The sequence below is a fragment of the Simiduia aestuariiviva genome, assembly GCF_014192475.1.
Classification (GTDB): Bacteria; Pseudomonadota; Gammaproteobacteria; order Pseudomonadales; family Cellvibrionaceae; genus Simiduia; species Simiduia aestuariiviva.
The window spans coordinates 848019-868175 of record NZ_JACHXZ010000001.1 but is presented as its reverse complement, the minus strand read 5'-3'; the positions used below and the strand labels follow the sequence as shown (position 1 = coordinate 868175).

The 20157-nt window shown below is 54.2% G+C and carries 17 protein-coding genes; 4 read left to right on the top strand and 13 right to left on the bottom strand.

The window, feature by feature from the left end:
- Positions 1 to 39: 39 nt before the first annotated feature.
- The 11 genes from FHS30_RS03950 to FHS30_RS03900 form a co-directional block, all read right to left on the bottom strand.
- Entirely contained in the window at positions 40 to 1104 is a 1065-nt protein-coding gene (locus tag FHS30_RS03950) for a GGDEF domain-containing protein (protein WP_183908513.1), read from the bottom strand.
- 42 nt (positions 1105 to 1146) lie between these two features.
- On the bottom strand, positions 1147 to 2352 hold the full coding sequence (locus tag FHS30_RS03945) for an Nramp family divalent metal transporter (protein ID WP_183908511.1): 1206 nt from the start codon (positions 2350 to 2352) through the stop codon (positions 1147 to 1149).
- A 104-nt stretch (positions 2353 to 2456) separates the two neighbouring features.
- Positions 2457 to 4943: an ATP-dependent helicase HrpB gene (gene hrpB / locus FHS30_RS03940; protein WP_183908509.1), complete on the bottom strand. Its 2487-nt coding sequence runs from the start codon at positions 4941 to 4943 to the stop codon at positions 2457 to 2459.
- 92 nt (positions 4944 to 5035) lie between these two features.
- Positions 5036 to 6442 (bottom strand): alpha-amylase family protein, encoded by a 1407-nt coding sequence (locus FHS30_RS03935; protein WP_221197129.1) that lies wholly within the window; start codon positions 6440 to 6442, stop codon positions 5036 to 5038.
- Between the two features lie 269 nt (positions 6443 to 6711).
- Entirely contained in the window at positions 6712 to 7719 is a 1008-nt protein-coding gene (locus FHS30_RS03930; protein ID WP_183908507.1) for a GGDEF domain-containing protein, read from the bottom strand.
- On the bottom strand, positions 7674 to 8714 hold the full coding sequence (locus FHS30_RS03925; protein WP_183908505.1) for a cobalamin B12-binding domain-containing protein: 1041 nt from the start codon (positions 8712 to 8714) through the stop codon (positions 7674 to 7676). The genes FHS30_RS03930 and FHS30_RS03925 overlap by 46 nt, the downstream gene beginning before the upstream one ends.
- A 4-nt stretch (positions 8715 to 8718) precedes the next feature.
- On the bottom strand, positions 8719 to 9018 hold the full coding sequence (locus FHS30_RS03920; protein WP_183908503.1) for an antibiotic biosynthesis monooxygenase family protein: 300 nt from the start codon (positions 9016 to 9018) through the stop codon (positions 8719 to 8721).
- A gap of 206 nt (positions 9019 to 9224) precedes the next feature.
- Positions 9225 to 9593: a hypothetical protein gene (locus FHS30_RS03915; protein WP_183908501.1), complete on the bottom strand. Its 369-nt coding sequence runs from the start codon at positions 9591 to 9593 to the stop codon at positions 9225 to 9227.
- A gap of 108 nt (positions 9594 to 9701) precedes the next feature.
- Positions 9702 to 10331: an IMPACT family protein gene (locus FHS30_RS03910; protein ID WP_343048910.1), complete on the bottom strand. Its 630-nt coding sequence runs from the start codon at positions 10329 to 10331 to the stop codon at positions 9702 to 9704.
- On the bottom strand, positions 10328 to 10876 hold the full coding sequence (locus FHS30_RS03905) for a DUF6942 family protein (protein WP_183908497.1): 549 nt from the start codon (positions 10874 to 10876) through the stop codon (positions 10328 to 10330). The genes FHS30_RS03910 and FHS30_RS03905 overlap by 4 nt, the downstream gene beginning before the upstream one ends.
- A complete protein-coding gene (locus FHS30_RS03900; RefSeq protein ID WP_183908494.1) occupies positions 10869 to 12074 on the bottom strand; it encodes a methyltransferase in 1206 nt (401 codons plus the stop codon). The genes FHS30_RS03905 and FHS30_RS03900 overlap by 8 nt, the downstream gene beginning before the upstream one ends.
- A gap of 181 nt (positions 12075 to 12255) precedes the next feature.
- Between FHS30_RS03900 and FHS30_RS03895 the strand changes: the two genes are divergently transcribed.
- Both FHS30_RS03895 and FHS30_RS03890 read left to right on the top strand, forming a co-directional pair.
- Entirely contained in the window at positions 12256 to 15867 is a 3612-nt protein-coding gene (locus FHS30_RS03895) for an EAL domain-containing protein (protein WP_183908492.1), read from the top strand.
- Complete coding sequence (locus FHS30_RS03890) at positions 15845 to 16558, top strand: DUF5020 family protein (RefSeq protein ID WP_183908490.1); 714 nt, start codon at positions 15845 to 15847, stop codon at positions 16556 to 16558. The genes FHS30_RS03895 and FHS30_RS03890 overlap by 23 nt, the downstream gene beginning before the upstream one ends.
- Before the next feature lie 36 nt (positions 16559 to 16594).
- Here the strand turns inward: FHS30_RS03890 and FHS30_RS03885 are convergent, their stop codons facing one another.
- Together FHS30_RS03885 and FHS30_RS03880 are read right to left on the bottom strand one after the other, a co-directional pair.
- Positions 16595 to 17089 carry an FKBP-type peptidyl-prolyl cis-trans isomerase gene (locus tag FHS30_RS03885; RefSeq protein ID WP_183908488.1) on the bottom strand — a complete coding sequence of 165 codons (495 nt, stop codon included), beginning with the start codon at positions 17087 to 17089 and terminating at the stop codon, positions 16595 to 16597.
- Positions 17090 to 17170: 81 nt separating this feature from the next.
- Positions 17171 to 17500: a DUF6122 family protein gene (locus tag FHS30_RS03880; protein ID WP_183908486.1), complete on the bottom strand. Its 330-nt coding sequence runs from the start codon at positions 17498 to 17500 to the stop codon at positions 17171 to 17173.
- 168 nt (positions 17501 to 17668) lie between these two features.
- Between FHS30_RS03880 and speA the strand changes: the two genes are divergently transcribed.
- A complete protein-coding gene (speA, locus tag FHS30_RS03875) occupies positions 17669 to 19558 on the top strand; it encodes a biosynthetic arginine decarboxylase (protein WP_183908484.1) in 1890 nt (629 codons plus the stop codon).
- A gap of 313 nt (positions 19559 to 19871) precedes the next feature.
- On the top strand, positions 19872 to 20138 hold the full coding sequence (locus FHS30_RS03870; protein WP_183908482.1) for an acylphosphatase: 267 nt from the start codon (positions 19872 to 19874) through the stop codon (positions 20136 to 20138).
- Positions 20139 to 20157: the final 19 nt, after the last annotated feature.

The window sequence follows — 20157 nt, the reverse complement described above, 5'->3', positions numbered from 1 at the left end:
TTGCCAAATCATTAATCGCCAAGCAACCGGGCGGCACAGCTAACCCACGACACAATTTCTGCCCGATGCTTTTGCTTCATATAAATTCTTATCCGCTTGATTTAGTAGCTTATCGGCGCTCTTACCCGACTCAATGTGCACCAAGCCAAAGCTCATTGTGACCGGCTCGGAAAGGTCATCAAAAGTTTCTAACGTAAGCCCTTCACGAATTTCATCGGCGCGGTTCCATGCCTGCTGCAAGTTTACTCCAGGCAGTAAAATCAAAAATTCTTCGCCACCCCAACGCGCGATAACATCTTCATCGCGCGTAGTGCGATCAAGGTATTCGGCTATTTTCTCTAACACGTGATCGCCGGTATCGTGGCCAAACTCATCGTTGATACGCTTGAACCGATCCACATCGGCGAGGATCAACGTGCCGCCCTCAAAGCTCCGATCAAAAAAACCGCGTCGAATGCAGTGCTCAGTTACAAATCGCCGGTTGGGCAACTTCGTCAGTGTGTCGGTGATAGCCGCGGATTGAACGCGCGAATGCAATGCCTGTACGCGCACGCGAGAGTGCACGTGTACCATTTCGCTGCCCAGGCAAGCTATCAATAAACTCACCAACGTGGCCAAAAAACGAATTTTTACTTCACTGGGGTAATCCGCCGTCAGCCAAGGATTGTCAGGCCAAAACAGTACGATGACGCAGCTCACTAACAGCAAGCTAGAGAGTGCGAAGCCGGCGCGATAACCGGTTACAAAAATAACGATAGCGGCTGTCGGGTAAACCCACAAAAGCCCTGTATTGGCAACGCCACCCGTGGCAACCAACACTAAATTCAGAAAAGTCACACAACTCGCCAACACCACGGCGGCACCCACATAATTGCGCTGAACGTGCAGCCACACCATGTTGAGTACGCCGATCATGCCAATACCGACTAACAGCAACGATAACCAGAGGGCACCGCGGAAAAAACTGACACCACCAAATGTCAGCAACATGGCAATACCCACCAAACTCAACAGTTGAAACAATTGAATACGGCGATGGTTTTCCAATTGACTGAGGTCGTACTCACTCTGTTCACGACCATTGGCGTTATCAAAAAGCTGCATTGTTGCTCCTGTAAGCTCTGCAGCAAGTGTAGCAGTTGGCGCTTAGAGCACGAGTGTGACTAATTTCCAAGCACTCAAGGCGGTAACCATGACCACAACAGCTGTCGCCAGCACATTGGCGATAGCCCCATTGACGTGCTCGCCCAGCAATGCGCGCTGGTTCATCACATACAGCAGGAATATGGCAACAATGGGCAACAAAAACCCATTAAAGGCCTGCGCGAAGATTATCGCCGCCAGCGGTTTCACGCCCAGACAGGCAAAGAGCGTACCCACCCCCACCACCGCCAAACTCACCCAGCGTCGACACGCGGCCCGCTGTGCGGGCGCGAGCGACAGCGCGCCACTGACGGCAAATCCCGCCGCCATGGGTGCGGCGATGGCGCTGGTTAGGCCTGCCGCAAAGAGACCAATGCCATAGCACCAGCGTGCACTGGCCCCAAGCAGGGGTTCCAATTGTTGTGCCATGGTGGCCGGCGCGAAAGCACTGCCCGTTTGAAAAAATGCAGTGGCAGCGGTGCCGAGAATGGCCAAGGTAATTAAACCGCCCAGCGAAATAGATAAACCCGTGTCCCAGCGCGCCTGTGACAGGGCCTCGGGCAATGGCGTCGACGCCGGCCATTTTTCCGCCACACCCGACGCATGTAAAAACAAGTTATAGGGCACCACCGTGGTGCCAATGAGCGCGATGACAAGGAGTAAACTGCCGTCGGGCATGCTGGGCGACCACAGGCCGCGCGCCATGCTTGACCAATCTGGCTGCACCATCCACAGGGTAGCCACAAACACGACACTCATCAGCAGTACCAAGGCAATCAGCAGCCGCTCTAGCCACCGGTAGCGGTTGATCCACAAGAGCGTGGCCGCGAGCAGGCCTATCAAAAGAGACCAAGTCACTTGCGCTCCCCCGAGTACCGCTGACAGCCCCAGGGCGGCGCCCATAATATTGCCAGCTTCATACGCTGCATTGCCCACGCCAATGGCGCCCAACACTAACACCAACGCCGGCCACACCAACCATTTGGGGCGCAGGTGCAGGCGCAATGCTTCGGCTAAACCCGCGCGCGTCACCAAGCCCAACCGGGCCGCCATCTCTTGCAATATCCACGTCGCCAGCACCGAAAACAGCAGCGCCCAAAGCAGCGCAAAACCAAAACTGGCGCCAGCCTGACTGGCGGTAGCCATGGTACCCGGGCCGATAAATGCGGCAGCGACTAGCAATCCTGGGCCTAACTTAGGCTTATTCATGGGCATTCCTTTTCAAGAGATTATTTTTGTTTTCCTGCCATCCACTTCAAAGGTACTACCTTTGACCTTCGCCACTGGCGACCTGCCAGCAAGCGCCACCTTGCCTACGACAAATGGCGCTTGGTTTTGTGGGTCGCCGGCGCGAGCAGCGGATTATCCGGCCAGGGGTGCTTGGGGTAGCGGCCCTTCATTTCTTTTTTAACGTCGGCATAACTGCCGGCCCAAAAGCCCGCCAAATCTTGGGTAATTTGTAAGGGCCGGCCCGCCGGCGACAGCAGATGTACCATGACCGCCAAGCGCCCATCTAGGATTCGAGGCGTCTCGGTGCAACCAAACATGGCCTGCAGCTTGACCGCCAGCACCGGTGGTGAAGCCGTGTAGTCCAACGCGATAGATTGGCCCGAGGGCACCGTTACATGGGTGGGCGCAAGCAACGCCAATCGCTGTTGTTGGGGCCAGTCCAGCTTATTGAGCAGAAGACTGTGAGTATCGAGCTTTTTAAAGTCCGCCAAACTGCGGATGTCAGACAGATAGGGGGCCAGCCAGTGCTCCAGACGGGCGAGAAGACCCGCATCACTCACATCCGGCCAACCCGGTTCTTGCGCCGCGATGAGCTGCATGCGCTGACGCAAGTTGGCAGCGGCGGCCCAATCCAACAGCGATAATCCGCGCTCGCGCACAAGCGCCAACAACGCCGTAATTTTGACCTCGCCCTCGGGCTCCTGAAGTCGCTCGGTGGACACAACCACGGCACCCACTTTGCGATGGCGCTCCGCCACAAAGCGGTTGCGCGCATCATCCCAACCCATGACTATCTCCGCACGCACCTGCGACGCCAAGGAGCCCTCAAAGAGCGCGGGATTTAAGGGCGCGGCCAGAAAAACCGAATCTTGTTGGCGATGCTGCAAGCCGCCCACGGCCGCCACGGCTAGCCAAGCCTGCCCGCGCAAGCGGTCGGTGTCGCGCAACTGAGCCGCGCGACCATTGGCTAACCGGTAGTGCAAACCCTGGGCGCTGCGCTGCCGAGCAATGCGATCGGGGTAGGCCAGCGCCAAAAGCAGCCCAATTTGGTCTGTTGGCGCGCAGTCGATGACACCGCCCGCTCGCCCCAAGGATGTTGCGGCCCGGCTAAATTGCTGCACCAATTGCCGCAGGCGAGGCTGCCGATCGCACTGCTGCACGCGCAATTGAATGTCGGCCGAGGCACTGTTGAACAAGGGATCTCGCTCACTGAGCACAGCCGCCAATTGCGCCCCTAAGGTCACCGCACCAAGGTCACAGGCGCACACCAACATGTGCGCAATACGCGGGTGCATGGGCAATTGCGCCATGGCTTGGCCATGGTCGGTCAGACGCCATTGGCCGTTGTGATGGGCGACTGCGCCCAAAAGCGCCAATAAATCCACAGCCTGCGACCAGGCGCCCACCGGCGGCGGTGTCAACCACGCCAATTCACGGGGCTCGCCCACGCCCCACTGGAACAGCTGTAATGCCAATGGCGCCAAATCCGCCTGCTCTATTTCAGCCCCACGGTGGGGTGCCAATTCCTGCTGCTGTGACTCGCTCCACAGCCGATAGCAAATTCCGGGGCCCAGGCGTCCGGCCCGCCCAGCGCGCTGCACGCTAGCGGCACGTGCTATGCGTTGGGTGTGGAGGCGCGTCATGCCCGTGTTCGGATCAAAGCGCGGCGTGCGACACAACCCCGAATCCACCACAGCGCCAATGCCATCAATGGTGAGGCTGGTCTCTGCGATATTTGTGGCCAATACCACTTTGCGCTGCCCCGCGGGCGCCGGCGCTATGGCGCGCCGCTGTTCTGCCAAACTCAAATCGCCGTACAGGGGCGCCAATAAGGTGTGCGCAGGCAAATCGTGTTCCAGTCGCTCTGCTAAGCGCCGTATTTCGCCGGTGCCGGGTAAAAATACCAGTAAGCTGCCTGTCTGTTCGGCCAGCGCCAGCTGGACCACGCCGGCCAGCCGGGCAATTAAATCCTGATCGTGGCGCCAGGCCTCACCGTACCGAATAGTCACGGGATAACTGCGCCCGTCGCTGCGAATACGCGGCGCTTGGTGCAGCAGCGCTGCCACGGCTTCGCCGTCCAATGTGGCCGACATCACGAGCAGTTTTAATGGTAGTGCCCGCAAGTCGCCGTACACTTCGCGCGCCTGCAGCGTCAAGGCAAGGCCCAAATCGGCGTCTAGGCTGCGCTCGTGGAACTCGTCAAATATCACCAAGCCAATGCCGGGCAGCGAAGGGTCATCCTGCAGCATGCGCGTAAAGATGCCCTCGGTGACCACTTCGATGCGCGTGTGCGCGCTCACTTTAGACTCGAGCCTCACGCGATAGCCCACTCGCTCCCCCAGTGGCTCCCCTATGATGTCCGCCATGCGCGCCGCGGCCGCTCGGGCGGCGATACGCCTCGGTTCAAGCACGATAATTTTTTGGTCGCCCAACCAGGCCTCATCGAGCAGTGCCAAGGGCACACCCGTGGTTTTACCGGCGCCGGGCGGCGCTTCAAGCACACACTCATCGCGTGCGTGCAAGGCGGCCTTTACGTCGGGCAATACATCAAATATGGGTAAATCAGACATGGCTAACGGACTGGCTCAACGGGCCGTCAGTGTACCGGAATAAAAAAGGGGCGCCAAAGCGCCCCCAATAGTCTTGCGGGTGTGTTAAATCATTAATCGGCATACCACATGCGCGCGGCGCGGGCGGGAATGCGAATCCATTTTGTTGAGCTGCTAATAGAAAATGTTTCGCCACTCAGGGCATCGCGGTAGGTGCGATACCAGTAAAACTTGCCACTGGTATTCAATTTGACCCAACGCTCTTCGCCGCATTTGTTGATGCCCACCACGCCTTCTTTGCCACGCTGGAAGGTCAATACACATTGATCGGCCCAAACACCTTCTTGCCCTTGACCCTGCACGCGGTTGTGGAAAAACACCATGGATTTAATATCGCTTTGCTTATAGTCATCAACCCAACGGCCACTGTCGGTGCCGGTTTTGTCAGAGAACACCATGGGCGCACCATCACTGCGACCCAACACATAGGCATAGGCCAAATGTTCATCGGTAGGGTTCATAATCAAGTAGCGAAAACCGCTGTTAGTGGGAATATCGTGGGTAATGGGCATAGTGACTGCGCGGTGACCCGGTAACGCGTTGCCGCTAGCCTGTGGATTTTCCAGCGACGACATCCAACCACTGGGCATCAAGGCATTGCGCATCGCATTGAGCAGTGGAAAATCATAGGCGTCATGGTCAGTGGCGCTTAAATAGGGACCCAAGAAATTCTGGTAATCGCTGGAGCTCGTGCCGCCACCGGTGATCACTTCACCAAATACGTGCATGCCGCTTTTAATAGTACTGGTGAAAATTTGGTTGATGTGCCAATTGGTCATGTGCTTGGCCGCATCGACGCGGAAACCCTTCACGCCCAAATTCTTTAGCGCTTGCAAGTAGCTTCGCTGCTGTTCGAGGACATAGTTATTCGGATCTAAATCCGGCAGTCCGCGGTCGGGCGACGGCCCGCACAATCGCCAATTTTGCACCTGCCACACATTGTTGTAGTCGCTAATGCATTTCGCCTCGTGAAAATCCCATGGGCTCACCAAACCATTGTCGAGATTGCCAAACAGTTTTTGGTTATTCCAATAGCTGCGACGGCTGGCGTAATCGGTCAGGGCGGCATTGCCAGGGAAATCGGTTGCGCCATTGCGCTCATTGGCCATGTGGTTTAACACGATATCGGCGTAGACCACCACACCCTTCGCGTTAAGCGCATCAATCATGGCCTTAAACGATTGTTTGTTGCCCAAGCAATGATCGATGACACGCCAGTCTTGGGGCTGGTAGCGCTGATACCACTCACAACCTGAGGACTTCAACGGCGGCGCCACCAACACCGCCTTGTAGCCGATGTTAGCGATTTCAGTGGCTTTGTTTTTGACGTCGGTATAAGACCAATTGAACGCATGCAAAATGACATCTGCTCCCGCAATACTCGATACTGAACACATCAGTACCAGAGCACTCTGGGTGACTAGACGTCGGACACATTGAGACATTTCATTGCCATTCATTATTATTCTCCTTTCTGCGAGGTATTGTTTACCTGCGCCTGAGTAAAGGAGAAGTCTTCATCGCGAGCAATAGTTCTGCATACGTATTCATTGTTAAGCAGGCGGCAAGAATCAAGTGCATAAAACCGCTAAGCATTTGATTTGCGTGAAAATTAAAATCTATAACACCGACCTAAAAACGGTCTGAAAAACTGAGTTTTAGTAAGACTAACTGTGACATTCAACACCATTATTAGGCGTTGGCAAGAAACATTAGACGCACGCATGTACTATTTACTTTTAGCTACCCGAGTAATGCGGTTGCGCCCATGCTCTTTACTCGAATAGAGCGCTTTATCGGCCTGTTTGAATACTTCATCCAAGGTCATGTCGTACTCAAATTCTAAAATACCCGCGCTAAAAGTCAGCGGTCGACCAATGGGCTCGAAGATCTCACTTGCCAACGCCTCACGGATTCTATCCAAAACCAATTGAGCTTCATCCACCGACGTATTGGCAAACACAATTACAAACTCTTCACCGCCCCACCGAGCAAAGAAATCCGTTTCCCGCAGTCGGCCTTTGAGCCAATCGGCCAAATAAACTAAGGCCTCATCGCCCACATCATGGCCAAACTCATCGTTCACCGATTTAAACTTGTCAATATCCAATAGTGCAAATGCCATCGGCTTTCGATGTCGTTCAAAATTGGAGATTTCTTCGTCCATCCTACGATTCAACGCAAAACGATTTGGCGCCTGAGTAAGTTGATCGGTAATCAACAATTGTTCCGTGCGCTTTTTTTCAGCCGTTATTTCTCTATTCAATTTGGCCATTTTTCGATGGGCGTTGGCCAATTCGTTATTGAGATCTACGACTTTTTGATTGAGGTTTATCAACTGATGAACATCGTGCTCGGCAATTACAAGCAGCGAATTTTGCAGGCGAAGTATGCGGCCATTCAATGAATGCACCATTAACGCGGGATTGCCCACATTAATCAAACCTTCAAAGACAACAGCACCATCACTTTCCATGGCCGGAAGTTCGGCTAGTCTCGTTAATTCAGCGAAAGTAGGATTTACAAACGCATTCGACACACAAGTATCGTCAGAAAAATCGGCAAAGAATACGTAATCCGCGCCTACATTTGCTTTTAATAGTTTGCCATCCAGACCGATTGTGGCCAATACGAGGCACGTTGATTCCGCTAGGAACTCTGGGATATTGGCGTAGTCTGCGGCGGCTTTAATTAAATTTTCAGATCCGTCGAAACCGCCTGAGCGTGTGGAATCCATTGATCTACCTGTATGTTATCGAGCATTCCACCGAGTTGATTCGTGGCCAGCCCGCCCACGAGAATAAAGGGGCGATCCGCACCAAACTCTCGGTGAATATCATCGGTGAGCGCTTTTAACGTGGGCAACTGCTGCGTTAGCGCGACTGACAAACCAAGCAACTCGGGCTTTATTTCACGCACCATGGCAATGATATCACCCGACGGTGTATTGGCGCCTAAAAACGTGGTATCCCACCCGGCGATTTCAAAACTATCTGCCACAATACGCAATCCAATAACGTGATGATTTCCCTCTACACAACTAAACAGCGCCATCCGATCGTTCGGCGTCTCATATTCAACAAACGCCAATGTCTTTGCCAACGTATTTTGCGTGATTGAAGAAGCGAGATGCTCCTGCGCCACAGTGATCTTATTGGTCTCCCATAAACTGCCCACTTGGTACATCGCGGGCTGAATAATGCGCGTACCAATTGCGCTGTAACTTAGATCACTATTAATGGCCTGCTGCAAGCCCTCCCAAGCGTCGCGAGACTGCCCTCGCAGCACTGCGGAGAGATAGCTTTCCGTGCGCGGAATATCGGGTTGTGTACAAGTATCTACAATGGTGAGACTACGTGAATCATCGGCAAGCGCAGCTAAAGCCTGATCCAAATAAAACAGGCTCTTTGACAAGCCCTGCCCACTTTCGGCACAAAAGCGGCGCAACAATACCAGTCCATCGGTGAAATGGGCCAACGGTATATCGCGCGACTGAAAGACACCACGCAGCCATAAACAATAATTAATAAACTGTATTTCGCTATCTCGCTCTAGGGCGGATACTAGAAAGCTCAAATGTTTAGCGATGTCATCTTGGCAAATCGCCTTAATTTTTGGATCGTTTCGCCACGCTATTTTATCGGGGTGAAGGGTGAAGTATTCATCAAACACAAATCGTTTAATTGCGTCACTGTGGGCTTCTAGCACTACGAGTTCGTGGGCGTTATGCATAGTGTCAATCCGTTAAGTGAGACCACTGGGTGACAATCGTTTCGCGCTTTTCTAGCTTTAACCCCTTGGGTATCCCCGCGTGCGCCTCGCCGTACATGTGGCTTTTATGCCAAGCCTTGTAGCAGGATTCACTATTCCAGTAGGTGAGCAGCATAAACTCTTTGGGATTGGTGATATTGCGCAGGACCTCCATTTTCAGGAAACCCTCAACGGCGTCGACTTTGTGCGGCCTTGCGACGAATGCCTCTGCGACTTCGGCGTCTTTATCATTGGCCACTACAAAGCGGCTGGTTGCGACTATCATAGGCGCACGACTCTTAGGCTAATTAACTGACGGCTACCTAAACTAACGTTTAGATACCTTATATCTAGTTAACACACACGAATTAAGCAAGTGCCCCGCCTCGGCCTGACAGCGGTTATTAAAAAAGGATCTGTGACGCTGTGTGGTTACATGTAGAAACGCTATTAGCAGCGGAACGCCTCATTCTGAACCGGTAAGCGCCCCGCTCAATGCTGCCGGTTGGGCATCAGCGGGTTGCAGTTTTTAATAACCACTTTGCCTTCTAACAAATTGCCCTTGGAATACTCATAGAAGTAACAGGTGTTAGTAGCAGGGTCGTAATTTTCCACCCACAGGTTGTCATCCTTCCACGTCGTGGCAATGTGGCGTTGGCCACTGGGTATGGAGATCGTCATAACGCCGCCAAAGCGTTTGACAAACACCTGTTCGAAATGGAAGTAATAGGCGCCCCAGCCCACCAACATAATACTGCCGCCGGTGATGAAGGCCGCTTTCCAAGCCCCTCGCTTCCCCAAAAAATACAGCGAACCACAGGCTGCGGTGATAAATAAAAACCAATAGGTGTAAGTAATCACGGATAGCTCCCTTTGCGAGAATCAGCCACGGCGTGGCCAACACATTATTAGGCGATTGTGCCACTTAGCTGCCACGACGGCCTGAGTTAATCGGCCAATCAACGAAGGCTATCGGTGAGGGCAGTGGGCGGCCTCATCCACTGGCAGTTGCTCGGCACCTTGCGCGCCAATGAATGCGTCAAAATCAGCGAGTTGCACTATCGGCAACTGAACGGAAAAGATGCACTGAGAGCCGTAGTCCACTGACAGTAGGTCACCGCCACACTGTCCGAGGAAGTGTCGCAATGGCTGCTCTAGGCCATAGGGTCCAATCACTTGGCGGCAACTTTTTGGGATTTGCTGCACCAGCGCAAGCCGCTCCATGGCCATTTGGGCCGCCTGACTATAGGCCCGCACAAGGCCACCGGCGCCCAACTTAATGCCGCCAAAATAGCGAATTACAATCAACATGACATCGCCAACTTGCTTGTACTGCAGCACATTCAGCATGGGCTTGCCAGCAGTACCACAGGGTTCACCATCGTCAGCGCAAGCCGCAAGTGTTGGTGAGTAGGGGTCCCCAATAACATAGGCCCAACAGTGATGGCGCGCATCGGGAAAATCAGCGCGCGCTTGGGCCAACATGGCCATGGCGGCTGCGCGATCATTGGCGGGCCCCACACGGGCAATGAATCGGCTTTTTTTCACCACATACTCAACTTGCTCGGCCGCGGCCGGCAGCGCATAACCCTGACTCACGCGCCCGCCTCGGCGCCAGTCATCAGCGTTGGCGTTAATTGCCATTGCGCAATGATGTCGATGAGCTGCTCAATGCGCGCATTGGTGAGCTGCCGGTAATCAAAGTACGGACACACCACCCACGGCCGACCCGGATAAACGGCAAAGTGCGCATCGATCCACTGTAAATCGCCAGCCATGCCCAATTGCTGTGCCCAAGTCTTGCCGGCGATGACAGTGGGCGTCTGAAGCGCGACGGGTGCCCCCCCAAGCAGTAGCGCCTGACGCGAATGCGCTTGCAGCAACTCGCCATCGCGAAACGCCTGCCAGCGTCCGTAGTCACCCACTACCCAGCCGGGCTGCCGGCATTCGAGCCCGTAGACTAACTTTGCGTAGACGTTAAACACTTTGCGCCAATGGTTACTGCTGTTGGCGACGATGTCTGCCAGCTCTCCTGGCGCAAGGGGCGCCCGCTCACGGAGGGCGCGATAGCGCGTCTGCGGTGGGCAATTGGCAATACTTACGCAAAGCGCTGGCGCCTGCCCTCCTAGCGCGGGGCTAGACATCACCGTTCACCGTTAACTCGCTCCTTTGGGTCTGCGCTTGGATCAATAAATTGCGAGGCGTGAGACCGTAGTGGCAAAACGCCGTCACTGACACCTGCGCCCCGGCTTCCAGTAAATAGCAGGCCCGATCTAAGACCAACCACAACTCCAGTGGGCGCCGAAACAATTTCGCCACCAATTCCATGCGCCGCACACGCCTTGCGCGCTCGGCCCCCTGCGCATCAAATGCCGGTAGATCTAGCGCGCAGGAAAACGCCAACTGTTTGCGTGCCAGCGCCCATTGCACAAAATCCACAAAGCTGCCGCTCAACAGCAGCTTGGGAATAGTGGGCAGGGGCAAGTACTCGTCACACTGGCGGAGCGAGCGCTGCACTTCGTCAAAGGCCATGCGCCAATGCAGCTCGCGATTGCGCAGGCGCACGCCGCGCGCGCCCGTGGTTACCGTCTCCTGCAGCGCCTGACTTAAATCACCTCTTTGCAACACCAGCGCGCTGCTGCGCCCGCGCTGACTCAGCGGGGTATATCGATCGTCGGCTTGCAAGTGATAGCAACAGGGTGCCAATGCCAAGGACGGCGTGGGCCGCTGCGCCCAGAGCGTCAACAGCTGTCGGTGCAAATCGCCGCAGGCGTGCAGGGCCACGGCGGTATCAGCACCGGCAAAAACCTCCGGGGTCAGACGCATCACATCGGCCCGCCGAAAGTGCTGCGCCACACCGGCCGCCTGCGCCGAGCGAGCCCCTTGCTCGCACAGCTGAGACTGCCACTCGAGGCTGCATACCGAAACCGCGCCGCGGCTGGCCAGCAGTCGCCCCAAATGGCCTTTGCCCGCACACCACTCCAACACCGCACCGGGGTTGCCGCCAATGGAATCGGCAAAGGCGTGAATTTGCGACCACTTGCGTCCCGGCACGCCCTGCCCCAATCGCTCATCGGGACAGGCAGCTGCAGAATCGGTACCGCGATACTGGGCAATTAGGTCCTGCACACGCCTGCTGTCCACCCAGGGCGACAGCGCCTCGGCCAGCGCCACAGGATCGGCATCCAGCGCCCACAGTTCGTCATCCTGCAATTGCTCCAACCAGGCCGTGAGTGAGGGCACAGCCCACGGGTAGTCGCGGCAATGAAATGGCCGAAACTGCCACCATGGTCGGTGCTGCACCAGCAGGGCATCTAAACGTTCGAAATGAGACGGGATCAAAGCGGGACCGCAACCAGAAAAATAGCCATTTTACAGACCCGACAGCATCTGCACAAAACCGGCGCTCATCGACGCTGACACCAACACAGACGCCGTATGTCCGGCGCGCGAAATACAGCCCGTGTGCTAGGCTCAATGCAGGAAACAAGACTGCGGCCCCAAACCTCCAGGAATCATCGCGTTGATCAAAGCTATACCTCGCCTACTCGCCCTTATCCTTTGCTGGCCATTACTGGGCTGGGCAGATACCGATATCAATTTGCAACTGCCGTGGGACCACGAATTTCGCTTTGCCGGGTATTACGCTGCAGAGGATAAGGGGCTGTACGCGAAGCACGATATGCGCGTTAACATATTGAGTGGCTTTGGCCCTCAGGGCACACCGATCGATCCCATTGAACAGGTCCTTAACGGCAAGGCCCAATTTGGCGTGGCCGGGATTGAGCTCCTGTATCACCCACAAGCCAACGACAAACTGCGCATTTTGGCGCCCATATTTCAGCAAACCGCCACATCGCTATTCAGTTTGGCAGGCACCCCGCTAAGCAAGCTGCAAGATTTAACGGGTAAACGCATCGCCTATATTGGCGGCAGCAGCCAATACTATGAATTGCAGTCCCTGTTGCGCCAGCTCGGTATCGATACCGATAGCATTGTCTTCACTGAGCGCAATATTGATTTAAATGATTTACTCGAAGGGCGCGCCGATGTGATTTTGGCCTATGGCCCGCAAATTCAATATCAGGCACAAACGCGACAAATTGCGGTGAATGAGTTGGCGCTGAATAATTTTCATCGCCGCTATTACGGCGATATTTTGTTTACCAGCGCAGAGTTTGCTGAACGCAAACCAAAACACGTCGCCGATTTTATGACGGCATCGCAAGACGGTTGGCACTATGCACTCGACCATACCGACGAACTGGTCAACACCCTGCTGCGCAAATATCCGCGCACTTATTTACGGCAGTCAAACTTAGCCGCCTACAATCAGTTTTTAGCCAATTCACTCGGGGTCTACATCCAATATCCCGCTGTTCCCGTCGGATATTCGGACCCCGTTCGCTGGCAAGTGGTGGTTGACGCGCTGCTGCAAGTCGGCGCTATTCACACGCCACTTAACGTCAACAATTTATTGTGGAAACCGGAAGAAAATACGCAAGACTATAAACAACTGTTGCCGTATATCGCCGCCCTATGCCTCTGTATTGCGCTAATTCTTTACTTTGTCACGCGCGGGCGCCATCGCCCACTATTGGTGGTGTTAGCGTTAACCGTAATTCTGGGCACTATGCTAGTTGAACGCTGGCTGATCAACCAAAAGCACGAGCTGGTAAAAATCAATCAGCTTGAAAACAACATGCAAATGCGCGCTCAAATTGAAGGCGTGTTGAATAATACCCTCACCGGCATTCACGGCTTAGCGACGCACATCAGCGCACAACCCAACATTACGCAGGAAGATTTTAAACGTTTTGCCGCTGCCATGATGCGACGAGACCCCAGCATACGCAACATCGCATTGGCACCGGACCTGAAGGTGGACTACGTCTACCCACTGGAGGGCAACGAAGCCGCACTCGAATTGGACTACAGCAAAAATGACGCGCAGCGCGAGGCGGCCTATCGCGTGCGCGACCGCGGGGAAATGGTGCTCGCAGGGCCACTGGAGTTGGTTCAAGGTGGCAAGGCCTTTATCGCCCGCGCACCGGTTTTTGTCAGCACAGAAAATAATGAACAGATATTTTGGGGACTGGTTGCCGCCCCCATTGATGCGCCGAGATTAATGCTGCGCGCAGGCCTGAATCCCGATCATTTATTGACTCCAGAAACCACCTCCGTAACGTCAAACATTGCGATTCGCGGCAAGGATGGCAAAGGCACGCTCGGCGAGGTCTTTTACGGCAATGCAGCCATTTTTAGCCACCCCAATGCATTGACGGTTCCCATTAACATTGGCAGTGACTCATGGATACTCGCCGCCCTGCCGCCGCAAAATACCGAACTGGCGCAAAGCTCGCTATTGGCCATACGCACGCTAGCGCTGTTGGTATTTATAATATTCACCTTGCTTATCTCACTGCTGCGAAAACAAGAAGATAAACGCGAACAGTACGAAGAAAACATCCGCCAAAATCAACGGCTATTGACAGAAATTGGCGACATGGCCCAAGTGGCTGGACTGCGCATAGCGGGAGGTAATTCAATCACCGAAATTAGTAGCCAAGCCTTTAATATCATGCACATTGAGCCGCGGCCGACGCCATTTTCTGCCGATGACCTGACACGCAATTTGAGTCGCGTAGCGGGTTTAAAATTGCTATTCGTCATGCGCAAATGCCAAGATTCTAAAGAGCGGCAACAAACTGAAATTCAGGTTGAAATACCCGACGGCCAAATTCAATGGATCAAAGTCATTTTTAGCCCACAGCCCAACGGTGAATTAATTGGAGCCATTCAGGATATCACTCGCCAAAAAGTGAATGAAAACACCATTCGCGAACAAGCCACAATGGACCGCATCACCCAGCTCCCCAATCGCTGGTTTTTTACCGAACAAACGGCCATCGAGCTCACTAAAGCCAAGCGTGAAAATACTAAGGTTGCCATGTTGTTTATCGATGTGGACAACTTCAAATCCATTAACGACAGCCTAGGTCACGCCACCGGCGATGATTTTCTGCGCGCCATCGCCGCGCGGTTGCGGGCCTGCACTCGCGAGTCTGATGTCGTAGCGCGCTTAGGTGGCGACGAATTCACGGTGTTGCTCACCAATATCGATGACTATAAAAATGCCTTTAAGGTTGCCGAGCAAATCATTCGCTCCATGAATCAGGCATTTATGCTGCTCGGCAACCAAATATTTTCCAGCGTGAGCATCGGCATTTCTATTTTTCCAGACGACGCCACCACCACAGAAACACTGCTAAGTCATGCCGACCAAGCCATGTATGCCAGCAAGCAAAGCGGTAAGAATAACGCCAGCTTCTTCACCTTGGCGATGCAAGAGCACTCCGAGCGCCAGCATTGGATTTACAACGAACTGGTTCAGGCCATCGAAGAAGACCAGCTTTCGGTTGCCTACCAGCCCATCTTTAATTTGGCCGATCAAACCATCGCCGACTGTGAAGCGCTCGCCCGCTGGCATCGACCAGATGGCCAAACCATATCGCCCGTTGAGTTCATTCCAGTGGCCGAAAGTTCTGGGCTAATTAGCCGATTGGATCTAGTGGTGTTGCGAAAGAGTCTGGCCCTTCTCAACAAAACCAAAAACATGGGCGTCTCGGTCAATATCTCACCGCGCCTTTTCCATGAAACGGAAAAGGGCTTTGCCAATTGGCGCGCGATGGTCATGGAACACAGCCAAAAAACCCGCGTCACCGTAGAAATTACTGAGCGGCTATTGGTGGACGACCGACTGGACGCCGAACAACTCTTGGCGGAACTGCAACGGGAGGGGCTAGCTATTTCGTTGGACGACTTTGGCACCGGCTACTCTTCGCTCAGCTATCTATCTCGTTTTAATGTGAACAAACTTAAAATTGATCGCTCCTTTGTCATGGCCATTGGCCGCAGCAAAACACAGGAAACCCTCATAGAAACCATTTTGAGTATGGGCGAAAAACTGGGCATCGATGTGGTGGCAGAGGGAATTGAAACACAGGAACAATTGGAATTTTTACGCGAGCGTGGCTGTCGCTACGGCCAGGGTTTCCTGCTGGCCAAGCCCATGCCCGACGCTCAACTTATGAAGCTTTTGAGGGAAAAAAATGCCATACAGTCAACCAGCTAAGTCAGTGACAAATCTATTGGCGGCGACGTTATTGATCACCCTAGCCTCAACGTCTACAGCTGCTGACGTGAGTTTAAGCTTGCTATACGGCGATAACTACGCGGTGGAACCCGAGCAACAGGCCACTGGCACAATGGAGGTGGTGGCGCGAGGTGATTGGGGTGATTTGTTTGGTTTTATCGACTACAAAACTTTCCCCGACAGCGCCGCGGACAACAGCTGGTACGGCGAAATTGCTCCACGGTTTAAACTGATGGACGGCGCAATGCCGCTGTATGCAGCCTTCACTTGGGAGCGCGGAAAAGGCGACACCGAGGCCTACTTAGGCGGCGTTGGCACCGATTTTAAATTGCCCGGTTTTATCTTCGCAAAGGCCAATGTCTACTACCGAGATTCGCCCAACCACAGCGGCAACGGATGGCAAACTACCCTGTCTTGGGCCTATCCCTTTGCAGACGGCCAATGGGTGATCGATGGCTATATAGATTGGGTTTTTAGTACAGAGGAAACCGAGCCGCACCTGCATTTCAACCCGCAGATCAAATGGGATATGCAGCGGAGCTTGAATACCTCGCTGCGTTGGTACTTGGGACTAGAGTACGATTATTGGTACAACAAGTACGGCATAGACAGCGCATTTTTAGACAGCCAACAGAACACCGCCAGCCTACTCATCAAAGTGCACTTTTGACGGCGCAAAGGCCGCGCCGAAGCGCGGCATTCGGGCTCAATCGTGGTGGTGACCACCCACGCCGTGGGCGTGCCCATGAGACAACTCTTCGGCAGTGGCGTCACGCACGCTCATGACTTCCAAATCGAAGGTGAGCGTCTTGCCCGCATAGGGATGATTGGCATCCACATCCACATTGAATTTACCCACCTTTAACAGCACGGCATCTTGTGGCCCATGCTCGGTGTTAATTGCTACCGTCATGCCGGGCCGGAGCTTATTTTTTAACTTGACGTGATCCACTAGGTGCTTGATGGGAATGCGTTGAGTGGCGCCGTCACGGCGCTCACCGTAGGCCTCTGCTGGCGACAGTGTTAGCGAAACTGTGGCGCCCGCGGCCAATCCTTCCAAGCCCTTCTCCATCGCGGGCAACACGTTTTGATGGCCATGCAAATACAGCACGGGCTCGTCATCGCGTGAAGTTTCCAGCTGGGTGTCCCCGTCCTTCAGGACATAGTGAAAACTGGCGACTTTGTCTTGGGTGATTTTCATGGGTGTCTCACAAGTATAAAAGGGCGCAAGTATGGCGACCGACCTCTGCCTTGGCAAGCCAATAGCCTTATCAGCACAGGGCTAGAGAGGCAAATAGCCCTGCTGACGAACGCAATCACTGGCATCCAGTGCCATGTGAATCAACAGCCCAACGCCCCACCAGCGGGTCGGGGGCAACAGCGCTAACAAGCCGTACAACGGCCACACAAACCAACGGTGCAGCGGGTGGGCGACGATGCTGCATCGGTCGGGGTCGTAGAGGGGCACCGCCAGCAAGTGGTCTAGGTCAACAGCCATGGTCAACATCATCACCAACCACAGCCGCCACCAGCGCTTGCGATCAACCATCAGGGCCAGCAGCAGGGGCACCACGATGTGCAGCACCAGATGCAATATTGCCGCAAGACTCACTACGCTACCTCCATACAATCGTTATACTCATGCTTTCAAATACGCCTAAAATGCGTAATCCTTGCCCAATCACCCCTGCTGAGCCGCAAGCGATATAGAATTCTTGAGTTGCTGTGGGCTTAGCCTACAATCCGCCATTTTACGCCAACCGAGGGCACCCCCATCGACATGAACTGGTCTATCGACGATTCCCGGGAACTGTACAACATCACCCACTGGAGCGACGGCTATTTTGACGTCAATGACGCCGGCGAGCTGATTGCGCGCCCGGACCCGGATCAACCGGATCACAAAGTCAGCTTAATGGCACTGGTCGAAGAGGCCCGCGCAAAAGGTATGACCACGCCACTACTGGTGCGCTTCAACGATATTTTGCACGATCGCGTGGATCGCCTGTGTGGCGCCTTTGCCGAGGCCCGCGCACGACTGGGCTACGAAGGCCAGTATCGCGCCGTTTATCCCATCAAAGTGAACCAGCAGCACGACGTTGTAGAGCAACTGTTGCTGTACGGTGGTCAGGAGCGCTTCGGCCTTGAGGCCGGCTCCAAACCCGAATTGATGGCCGTGATCGGTCTGGCTAAGCCGGGCTCTGTGATCGTATGCAACGGCTACAAAGATCGCGAATACATCCGTACCGCCTTGATCGCCGAGCACCTTGGACACCAGGTTTACATCGTTGTCGAAAAGATGTCAGAAATGAACCTGGTGCTCGAAGAAGCCGAAAAAATGGGCGTTAACCCACGCATGGGCGTGCGCGTTCGCCTCGCTTCTCAAGGCAAGGGTAAGTGGCAGAGTAGCGGTGGCGAAAAGTCTAAGTTTGGCCTGTCGCCCACTCAGATTCTGTCTATGGTGGACACCCTGCGCAGCCGTAACAAACTCGACGCGCTACAACTGGTGCACTATCACCTTGGCTCACAGCTGGCGAATATTCGCGACATTCAGCACGCCCTGCGTGAAGCGGCGCGCTATTTTGCGGAGCTGCACGCCTTGGGTGCCCAGATTCAATGGGTCGATGTGGGTGGCGGCTTAGGTGTGGATTATGAAGGCACAACCAGCTCGCAATCTTCCTGTTCGACCAACTACTCCATGCAGGAGTACGCCAACAAGGTAGTAACTGCAATTATGGATATTTGCAGTGCCCACGATATCGAGCACCCCAACATTATTTCCGAATCCGGTCGTGCAATGACCGCGCATCACGCCGTGCTCATCACCGATGTCATCGGCGTTGAAGAAACCGTTGGCTATAAGTTACCCCAGCCGGTAGAAGATCACGAAGCCGCTATCTTGCAAGACCTGTGGCATGGCTTTAAAAATATTTCTCGGCGCACTGCACTGGAGATCTATCACGACGCCCTGTACGCCATTGGCGAAGCCCACAGCTTGTACGTACACGGTGCGCTCAACCTGCAGGACTGGGCGAGAGCCAGCGAGATATACGCAGCCAGCTGCGTAAAAGTACGGGACATTCTCCAAAACAATCCCGGCGTTCACGCAGAGATTCTCGATGAACTGAATGAAAAATTAGCGGACAAAGTATTCTGCAATTTCTCACTGTTTCAGTCGCTGCCGGATGCTTGGGCCATCGGCCAAATCTTCCCCGTGTTGCCACTGCACTACTTGGATCGTCGCCCTGAGCGACGCGGCATCCTGCAGGACATCACCTGCGACTCAGATGGCAAGCTCGACAAGTACGTTGAGGGCGAAGGCATTGAGCCCACGCTGCCCATGCCAAAAGTCGACGAAGACAAACCGTTGTATTTGGGCATGTTTATGGTGGGCGCCTACCAAGAAATCTTAGGCGACCTTCACAATTTATTCGGCGACACCCACTCCATGCACGTGGAGTTCAAGCCCGATGGTAGCTACGATATTCTCAATCCGCTCATGGGAGATACCGTGGCCGACATGCTCTCATGCGTGGATTTCGACGTGGATCAAATTATCAACAGCTACCGAGAAAAACTCGCGGCCAGCGACATTGATCCCAAAGTACAAGCTCTGTACCTCGAGGAATTGGAGTCCGGCATGTCAGGCTACTCCTACCTAGAAGAGTAAAAACCGAACGCCCACAAAGTACTACTTTGTGTTCGGTTTTTACGACCCCCAGCTTTGCTGGGGGGCCACTCCCCATTCCCCGTCCCGAAACATAACACCCACACTGCCCAACTCTACCGACACTGACAAAGTACTACTTTGTGTTCGGTTTTTACGACCCCCAGCTATGCTGGGGGGCCACCCACCCATTCCCCGGCCCGATTCCGATCAGCAACACCGCCAAGCCAATCAACACGCACGACCGAACGATGGCTGGATATAGGCCCGCTATACTCTTTTCATCATTGCGATTAATTCTGGCAAGGGGGCCATGATGCTCTGCAAGCAATTTGTTATCAGTGGCACGGTGCAAGGTGTGTATTATCGCGCCAGCTGCCTTGAGGTGGCCCTCGCCCTGTCGCTAACCGGCTGGGTGCGCAATTTACCCAATGGCCAAGTGGAAGCCTTCGCCTGTGGCAATCTGGAACAATTGGACCAATTTGAATCTTGGCTCCACAAAGGCCCCATTACCGCCGATGTAACATCCGTTATTGCAAAATTGCAGCCCACCGAAACTTGGTCCACCTTTACCATTCGCTGACCGAGATAAACCGAATGAC

Coding starts and splice junctions, on each gene's coding strand:
- FHS30_RS03950 (WP_183908513.1), bottom strand. CDS start 1,104: ATGCAGCTTTTTGATAACGCCAATGGTCGTGAACAGAGTGAGTACGAC.
- FHS30_RS03945 (WP_183908511.1), bottom strand. CDS start 2,352: ATGAATAAGCCTAAGTTAGGCCCAGGATTGCTAGTCGCTGCCGCATTT.
- hrpB (WP_183908509.1), bottom strand. CDS start 4,943: ATGTCTGATTTACCCATATTTGATGTATTGCCCGACGTAAAGGCCGCC.
- FHS30_RS03935 (WP_221197129.1), bottom strand. CDS start 6,442: ATGAATGGCAATGAAATGTCTCAATGTGTCCGACGTCTAGTCACCCAG.
- FHS30_RS03930 (WP_183908507.1), bottom strand. CDS start 7,719: ATGGATTCCACACGCTCAGGCGGTTTCGACGGATCTGAAAATTTAATT.
- FHS30_RS03925 (WP_183908505.1), bottom strand. CDS start 8,714: ATGCATAACGCCCACGAACTCGTAGTGCTAGAAGCCCACAGTGACGCA.
- FHS30_RS03920 (WP_183908503.1), bottom strand. CDS start 9,018: ATGATAGTCGCAACCAGCCGCTTTGTAGTGGCCAATGATAAAGACGCC.
- FHS30_RS03905 (WP_183908497.1), bottom strand. CDS start 10,876: ATGTCTAGCCCCGCGCTAGGAGGGCAGGCGCCAGCGCTTTGCGTAAGT.
- FHS30_RS03890 (WP_183908490.1), top strand. CDS start 15,845: ATGCCATACAGTCAACCAGCTAAGTCAGTGACAAATCTATTGGCGGCG.
- FHS30_RS03885 (WP_183908488.1), bottom strand. CDS start 17,089: ATGAAAATCACCCAAGACAAAGTCGCCAGTTTTCACTATGTCCTGAAG.
- speA (WP_183908484.1), top strand. CDS start 17,669: ATGAACTGGTCTATCGACGATTCCCGGGAACTGTACAACATCACCCAC.
- FHS30_RS03870 (WP_183908482.1), top strand. CDS start 19,872: ATGCTCTGCAAGCAATTTGTTATCAGTGGCACGGTGCAAGGTGTGTAT.